The sequence below is a fragment of the Phormidium pseudopriestleyi FRX01 genome (assembly GCF_017313335.1).
Classification (GTDB): Bacteria; Cyanobacteriota; Cyanobacteriia; order Cyanobacteriales; family Laspinemataceae; genus Laspinema; species Laspinema pseudopriestleyi.
Genome location: NZ_JAFLQW010000455.1, coordinates 1 through 7812, shown reverse-complemented (window position 1 = coordinate 7812; position 7812 = coordinate 1). Strand labels below are relative to the sequence as shown.

General features: G+C 51.2%; 4 protein-coding genes. 2 read left to right on the top strand and 2 right to left on the bottom strand.

Going from position 1 to position 7812, the window contains the following annotated elements; all coding sequences use genetic code 11:
* Nucleotides 1-242 precede the first annotated feature (242 nt).
* A complete protein-coding gene (locus J0895_RS17025; protein WP_207089235.1) occupies nt 243-770 on the bottom strand; it encodes a hypothetical protein in 528 nt (175 codons plus the stop codon).
* Between the two features lie 108 nt (nt 771-878).
* Here J0895_RS17025 and J0895_RS17020 point away from each other — a divergent pair, with 108 nt between their 5' ends.
* Both J0895_RS17020 and J0895_RS17015 read left to right on the top strand, forming a co-directional pair.
* Entirely contained in the window at nt 879-1031 is a 153-nt protein-coding gene (locus tag J0895_RS17020; RefSeq protein WP_207089234.1) for a hypothetical protein, read from the top strand.
* An 822-nt stretch (nt 1032-1853) separates the two neighbouring features.
* Nucleotides 1854-6464, top strand: coding sequence for an FG-GAP-like repeat-containing protein (locus J0895_RS17015; RefSeq protein WP_242541380.1), 4611 nt, complete (start codon nt 1854-1856; stop codon nt 6462-6464).
* Nucleotides 6465-6897: 433 nt separating this feature from the next.
* Here J0895_RS17015 and J0895_RS17010 read toward each other — a convergent pair.
* The coding region (locus J0895_RS17010) for an FAD-binding protein (RefSeq protein WP_207089232.1) at nt 6898-7812 on the bottom strand (915 nt) is incomplete at its 5' end.

Below are 7812 nucleotides of genomic sequence, written 5' to 3'. Positions count from 1 at the left end.
TCGAAGATTGGATAGACCAACTGCCTAACCCCACAGAACAAGACTCTGCCCATTAACATGGGCGCGAAAGGGTTCGCTACATCCCACGCTTAAAAGACGTGGGTTTTGCTCCCCTCTCGAACTCTCCCGCTCTATAAAACTATTACGCTAAGGAACTAGGGACTAGCAAGGAGTCCCATCGCTTTTATAGTGGTCTCCCAGAAAGGGACTCTTGCTTCCAAAGGCCTATCGGATGCGCTCCCTCAAGAAAAGATTTGAGTCAAGGAGCCAGTTTGTGGCCGCGTCTCCCGTTCGCCGTAGTCTCGGATTTGGTCCCACTCCCAGTCCATCGCCACTGCTAGTCTTAGGGTCAGACCGTTGCGGAACAAGACATAGGAGGTGTTTTCCTCGACCACATCGGCAATCAGCCGGTTGCGGGTATCGCGCCCCAGCCCGTCCTCTGCCGCCTTCCACCATTTCGTACCGGGACTCTCAAAGCGCGGGTCTGATAATATCTCGGCAGACCAAGCGTTTTTGTCGCGCAATTTCCATTCTTCTTTAATCGCTTGAATCAGTCCAGCACTCGGATATTGGAGGGGTTTACCATCCTCCTGTTCTCGATAGATTGCCCACAGAATAAATCGTTGCAGAATTGACTCAAAATCCTCGAAACATTGGTCTAGCGCTTCTACCACATCCGGGCGGCCTAGGTCTACCCGCAGTCCTTTGAGCGCGTATTTGTACTTGCGAAATATCTCTTGTTTGGCTTGTTCTTCGTCTCGGTAATCCATTTGCTATTCCTGGGAATTAGCCTAATAGTTTGCAGTTATTTCATAATATTATATATCAATTTTATTCCGGTTTTTAAATAGAATATGTAGCTGAATTTACCGTTGATTGTGATAGTTAATGATGGAGTCGTCACCAGAAAGGCGAGCCAGCCTGATGCCGGTAAGCGAAGCTATGCCGTAGGCAATCGCTTGCGGTCCGGTCCCATCCATGCCAAATCCAGCCAAGGTCGAAGGGCAACTGCCACGGTTTGGCTGGAGTGATGCTGGGTTGGCGGGAAAGCCCTTGACAGGTTTCGGATGGAGCCAGTCTGAGGATGCGATAAGCCTACGCCTGGGCTTCGCTTACCGCACTCACTCGAAACTCTCCAGCTATGACCAACCTGCAAGCCGGTATAGTTTTGGGACGGGTTCCGACAGGCAGTTGGATGTGTGAAAGACAACAGTTGTTAAAGGAGTAGGGTGATGAAGCCACCGAACAGCTATGTGGGCATTGCCAATCCTACAATTGTTTCAGGGGAAGGGTTTGGGCTATTTTATTGTGGAGTTCCCTGAGAGGATTTAAGTGTTACTTTGATGAAACTTAACCCCCATAAGCCGGCTTTTTATCGAAGGGAGTTAAGAGCCATATCCCTTATCCCGTCTAGTTTTCAGCTTTCTTGTCACCCCGTAAGCCGTATGTAGGATCTGTTAAGGGCTGCTACAGGGGAACTCGCTTTTGGAGCGATCGTGAATCGGGTTCTCTACATAAAACTACTGGGAAAATTCATCCGATGGCGACGCGATCGAGGAGGCTCTCTCCATGAAACTACGGAAAAAAAGCATCACACATATCATTGTCTTTATATTTTGTCAAGAGAGAAAATTCTGAAAAAATTGTGACCGCGATCGCACCCTACCGCAGAAAAAGATGGAAAGATGGGGTACCCTCTTCGGGACAATTCGCCTCTATTCTTCAAAGAGGTGAAGGAGATCGAGAGCCAGAGGAAATATCCCACAACTAAAATCATGACGAATAATTCCCTTTCTCCTGTACAAACAATCGATCACGTCGGGTCGAGCAATTCCAGCGTCTTATCCTGACAACTGGTCATCATCGATCCCAAGGTGGACGATTACCAAACCCTAGCCGCAGGTATCACCCCTTCAAGCGAAGTCCACATTCTCGATCCCCACCGCGATGGCATTGAGCAAATTACTGAAATACTCTCCCCAGGGAGTTCCAGCCTTCACCTCATCTCTCACGGGACCCCCGGAACCCTCTACCTGGGCAACAGCATCCTCAACCGCCAAACCCTCGGCAACTACGCCACCGAACTGCAACAGTGGGCGATCGGGCAACTCTACATTTACGGATGTGAAGTCGCTGCCGTACGCGAGGGACAGCAGTTTCTCCAGCAGCTACACGAACACCTCCCGATCGCCATTTACGCCAACCCTCACCCCACCGGCAACTCCGCATTAGGCGGCACCTGGAACCTGCAACAAATTTTTCCCCAGTGGGAACAGGAAGATGGGAACTGGGAATGGGTCATGAGTGATGGGACTCATAACAAAGGACAAAAAACAAAGGACAAAAGACAAAGGACCAGTAACTCCACACCCTTCTCCCCCCACACCCTCGCCACCTACGCTCACACCCTCGGTTTCGCCCCTTACACCAACTTCCCCGTAGGAACTTGGCCGGAATCCGTCTACATTGGAGATGTTAATGGGGATGGCCATGATGACTTGGCAGTGGCGAACCAGAATAGCAACAATGTCTCCATCCTTCTGGGAGACGGCAGTGGCAGTTTCGGTACCCAAACCACCTTCGCCGTGGGAAGCGGTTCGTTTTCTGTCGCCGTAGGAGACTTTGACGGGGACGGCAAGTCCGACTTGGCGGCGGCGAACGGCTTCGACAACACTGTATCCATCCTCTTGGGCGATGGGAGTGGCAGTTTTGGCACCCAAACCACCTTCCCGGTAGGAGCCGCTCCGATTTCCGTCAACGTGGCAGACTTAAACGGGGATGGCAACGATGACTTAGCGATGGCGAACCGGGACGGCTATAGCGTCTCCGTCCTCCTGGGAGATGGCAGTGGCGGTTTCGAGCCGCAAACCAGCTTCCTCGTAGGATCTGCTCCGGTTTCCCTCACCATCGGAGACTTTAATGGGGATGGCACGTCCGACTTGGCGGTGGCGAATCGCGACAGCAACACTGTCTCCGTCCTACCTGGAGACGGCAATGGCAGTTTCGGCACCCAAACCACCTTCGCCGTGGGAAGCAGACCGATTGCCATCACTGGGGGAGACTTCAACGGGGATGGCAAAGACGACTTGGCGATAGCGAACAACTTCGACAACAATGTCTCCGTCCTCCTGGGAGACGGTAGAGGCGGTTTCACTCAAACCACCTTCGCCGTAGGAACTTGGCCGATGGACATCAAGGTAGGAGACTTCAACGGGGACGGCAAGTCCGATTTGGCGACGACGAACGAGTTGGACGAGACTGTCTCCGTCCTCCTGGGAGATGGCAATGGCGGTTTCGCTTCCCCAGCTACTTTCGATGTGGGAAGCAGTCCGTATTTACTCAATGTGGGAGACTTCAATGAGGACGGCAAGGATGACCTGGTGACGACGAACTTCAGCAGCAACAACCTCTCTGTCCTCCTGAACCAGACTGCCAAGGTGACATCCGTCACTGCCACCACCCCTGATGGTCGCTACGGCGTTGGACAAACCATCCCGATCGCCGTCACTTTCGACCAAATCGTTAACGTCACGGGTACTCCTGGCCTGCAACTCGAAACCGGCACCCCGGATCGCTATGCGATTTACGACAGGGGTAGCGGCAGTGATACTCTCACTTTTAACTATGTGGTGCAAGAGGGAGACAGTTCTGCTGACTTAGAATACCTCTCCAATACTGCCTTATCACTGAATGGGGCTACGATTCAAGACCAATTGGGTGAAAATGCCCAGTTAACCCTTCCAGCTTTGGGTTCCAGTAACTCTCTTGCTGGCAGTAAAGCCATTGTGATTGATGGTTTTGTCTCCGGAGGAAACAATCCGAACCCGAACCCGAACCCGAACCCGACCCCGAACCCGACCCCTCTACCTCCAATTCCAAATCCCACTCCCCCTGGTGTCTTTGTCGTGGGTGACGATGGACGGGTTAATGTGGAGTTCCTGTTTGACGGCAGTAACTATGAGGGAGAAGTGGCTTTCTTCAGTATTGAGGGGATGGAAAACCTGCAAGTGGGTTCCCGTGAGTACATCAGGGAAGCGGCCCGACGAGCGCTTAACCCGAACCAAGGTCATGTGGTTATCTCCGATTATTGGGATCAACCGCTGTTTAGCAATGGATTTTCTGAATTCGGGGGATTCAACTGGTGGAATCGCGGCGGGTATCGGGGCATTCAGAATTTTGCGATGACCCCCGGTACAGAGTTTGCCATGATGCTTGTCCCTCATGGTACGGTGCGGAAGGTTTTGAACGAGATTCCATTTTTGAGTGGCCCTAGCATTCCCTTCTTCTCCAATCACACGATTCAAAGTCAGATGGTGGATCTGACTGGGAATGGCAATACGTTTGCTTGGGAGGATATGCCGATTACTGGTTATAGCGATCGCGACTATAACGATATCATTTTCCAAATCTCGGGAGCCACTGGCAGTGCGCCATCAGTGGATGACTGGATTTCACCCTGGTGGAATTGGCGCAATAGCTTCCTGGGACAGAATATCATCAACTATACGAATACTGGAGTACCGAATATTTCTAGCCCCCCGGTGATCATTGATCGGTCGATCACCGTGGTTACGGTGACTATCATAAGTCGGGCAATTGATGGCTATATTGCTGGGGCTGATGCGTTCTTTGATGCCAATAAAAATGGCGTCCGCGATGACAACGAACCCACTTCGACCACGAACGAAGAGGGTCTGTTTGAGTTTGAGGCATCTCTGGAAGCGTTCGATACTAACGGCAATGGGGAACTCGACCCGGAAGAAGGTCACATTGTGATTTCTGGCGGGATTGATACCGCGAATGGTTTACCGTTGGAAACGCCGCTAACAGCAACACCGGATTCTCAAATTGTCAGTCTTTTAACCAGCTTGGTGGCGGAGGCGATCGATCAGGGATTGTCGCCGTTGGCAGCGAATCAAAAGGTCAAACAAGCGTTGTCTTTACCGGATGAGGTGGATTTGTCTACGTTCGACCCGATCGCGGCGACGGAAGAAGGAATTCCCGGAGGGGTCGAGACGAATCTGGCAATGGTACAGGTGCAAAATGTCGTCACTCAGACTGCGGCGTTACTCGATGGCGCTTCCAGTTTGGAGAAAGCTCAAATTAGCCGATCGGTTGTCAATACTTTGGCGAATGCGGTTCTTTCCCAAAATACGTTGGATTTAAACTCTGCCGAACAACTGCAACGCCTGATCGCAGCGGCGACTCAAAATGTGGCTGCCATTGACCCCACTCTGGATGTGAATCGGATCCTGGAGATGGCGGCAGATGCGGCTACGGTGATGGCGGCGGCAAATCAGCAAAAGGCGGATGCTGTGGCAAATGGGGAGACGGATATCAATGGGGCGATCGCAACGCACCAAAAAGTTTCCCTCGGTACCACCACTGACGAGTTCTTTGCGGCAGGGTTCGGCAATTTATCCATTGCGGAAGTGGTGGAAAATAACACCGGCGAAAATTTGACGACTCGGATTTCCAGTGCAACTCCCGCTGACCCCAATCCAGGCGGTCCCTTGATTTCTCCTGCACCGCTGATCAACCCATTACCGTCGGCATCTGAGGCGATCGCCCCCCTCAATACTGTGTTTCCCGAACTCGCTAATCTTACGGTTCCTCAAGTCTCACCCAATCCAGAGGCAACTTCCCTGGATAATCTCATCGGCACAAATGCCGCTGATGCGATCATCGGTGACTCTGGCAGCAACTTCCTCCAAGGGTTGGAAGGCAATGATAATCTGTATGGCAATGATGCCAATGATACGATTCATGGGAACCAAGGCACTGACTATATTGCAGCCGGTGCGGGGGATGACTGGGTTCACGGAGGCAAGGATGACGATGCTATCCTGGGTGGCGATGGCAGCGATCGCTTATACGGTGACTTGGGAAATGATGTGATCTTCGGTGAGAATGGCAACGATTTCGTCAATGGCAACCAAGGAAATGACTGGATTGACGGCGGCGATGGTGATGATGTCTTACATGGGGGTCAAGATGACGATACGCTCAAAGGTGGCGCGGGCACTGATGAATTATACGGGGATTTAGGCAATGATCTCATCTTGGGTGAAGCTGATAATGACTTCCTCTATGGCAACCAAGGGGATGATACCCTCGACGGTGGCGACGGGGATGATGTGCTATGGGGTGGCAATGGTAATGACATCCTCATCGGGGGTAATGGCGATGATTGGTTGTTAGGCGATTTGGGTGACGATACAATGGTAGGCGGTGCAGGTAGCGATCGCTTTGTTATCCGTCCCAATGCCGGAACCGATCTAATTGTTGATTTTACCGATGGGGAAGATTTGATTGGTTTGGCAGAAGGTTTATCCTTCGAGAACCTAACCTTAACCCAAGGCAATACTGGCACGTTAATTTATGCCGGTAACAACTTACTGGCTACTGTTAATGGGGTGGATGTTTCTCTGATTGGTCAAGAGGATTTCTTCTCGGTTGGGTAATCGGTAAACTGGTAAAGGCTTACGGGGTGACAACAAAGCTATAAGCTAGGCTGGATAAGGGACATAACTCTTAACACCCTTCGATAAAAAGGCTGTTTATGAGGGTTAAGTTCTATCAAAGTAACACTTAAATCCTTTAATTGTTCCCTTGAATTAATCCAGTCCACCCCGTAAAGTCCTATCCAGAAATTACTATGACACCACTGTTGTCGCTTTTTTTAGTTAATTGAGCTACATCAGGTTGATTCTTGGGCTGCGGACAAGGTTGAAGCCGATCGCGATCGCAGAGTGGGGATCGACCAAAGCGGGTCAAGGCAAGAAAAACCTGACCCAATTTTATTGAGTCAGATTTTCAAACGCTTATCCAGTCGGTCGGCTGTATCCATCAACATTCCCAGGTGGCCAGTGACCCTTAAATTATTGAAGGTATTGCTTAATACTTCCGTTCTTTCGGCTGGAACTGAGTAATGGTTACAGGTCGATAGCGAATATCCACACCGGCAGGAGAATAATAGGATAAGGTGTGCTTGAGGAACTGATCATCATCGCGATCGGGATAATCCTCGCGGAAATGAGCGCCTCGGCTTTCCTGGCGGTTGAGTGCACTAGATAAAATTAACTGTCCCACGACCATTAAACTGCGTAACTCTAGCGCTTCAATAATTTCCGTGTTCCACAGTTTGCCTTTATCGTCTAAATAAATCTGCTGGTACTGCTGCTGGAAGTGTTCTAACTGCTTTAACCCTTCCCGCATCAGTTCATCACTACGAAACACGCCGCAGTGGTCACTCATGGCATCCTGGAATCCCTGACGAACGACACCAATGCGGTGAGTTCCAGCGAGATCGAGGAGGGATTGCAGTTCCTGTTGGGCTTGTTCGAGATAGGGGCGATCGTCGATGTCCGGCAACTTGCGGGTTTCAACATAGCGGGCGATCGCCGCCCCAGTGATTTTCCCATAAACCACACACTCCAGCAGGGAATTACTCCCCAGGCGATTGGCACCATGTACAGAAACACAGGCGCATTCCCCCGCCGCAAAGAATCCTTCCACAAAACCATCGGGACCACTTCGCACCTGCCCCTCAGTATTAACAGGAATGCCCCCCATAGAGTAATGCCCTGTGGGACGCACGGGCATCGGTTCATATACCGCATCTACCCCTAACAACCGATGAGCTTCTTCCCAACAGAAAGGGATCCGGCTCATAATTTTTTCCTGGCCCATGTGTCGCAAATCCAGGAATACACAAGGCCCCCCAGCACGACCATCGGGATAGACTCCTCGTCCGGCGCGAATTTCCCGAGTAATTGCCCGGGAGGTAATGTCACGGGGGGCCAATTCCAT